The sequence below is a fragment of the Staphylococcus gallinarum genome, assembly GCF_000875895.1.
In the GTDB taxonomy this organism is placed as follows: Bacteria; Bacillota; Bacilli; order Staphylococcales; family Staphylococcaceae; genus Staphylococcus; species Staphylococcus gallinarum.
The window spans coordinates 1-371 of sequence record NZ_JXCF01000022.1 but is presented as its reverse complement, the minus strand read 5'-3'; the positions used below and the strand labels follow the sequence as shown (position 1 = coordinate 371).

Annotated in this window: 1 protein-coding gene; it reads left to right on the top strand. The window is 30.7% G+C overall.

Translation table 11 applies throughout. The features are described from left to right. Window positions 1-371, top strand: a 371-nt coding sequence (locus SH09_RS10585; protein WP_042739620.1) for a replication initiation factor domain-containing protein, incomplete at both ends; no start/stop codon positions are given.

Genomic DNA, 371 nt, shown 5'->3' with positions numbered 1-371 from the left:
GAAAGCAGATAGTTGGGATAGACGTAATATGCGTATTGAATTTAATCCAAACAAACTTACACGAGATGAAATGATTTGGTTAAAACAAAATATAATAAGCTACATGGAAGATGACGGTTTTACAAGATTAGATTTAGCCTTTGATTTTGAAGATGATTTGAGTGACTACTATGCAATGTCTGATAAAGCAGTTAAGAAAACTATTTTTTATGGTCGTAATGGTAAGCCAGAAACAAAATATTTTGGCGTGAGAGATAGTAATAGATTTATTAGAATTTATAATAAAAAGCAAGAACGTAAAGATAATGCAGATGCTGAAGTTATGTCTGAACATTTATGGCGTGTAGAAATCGAACTTAAAAGAGATATGG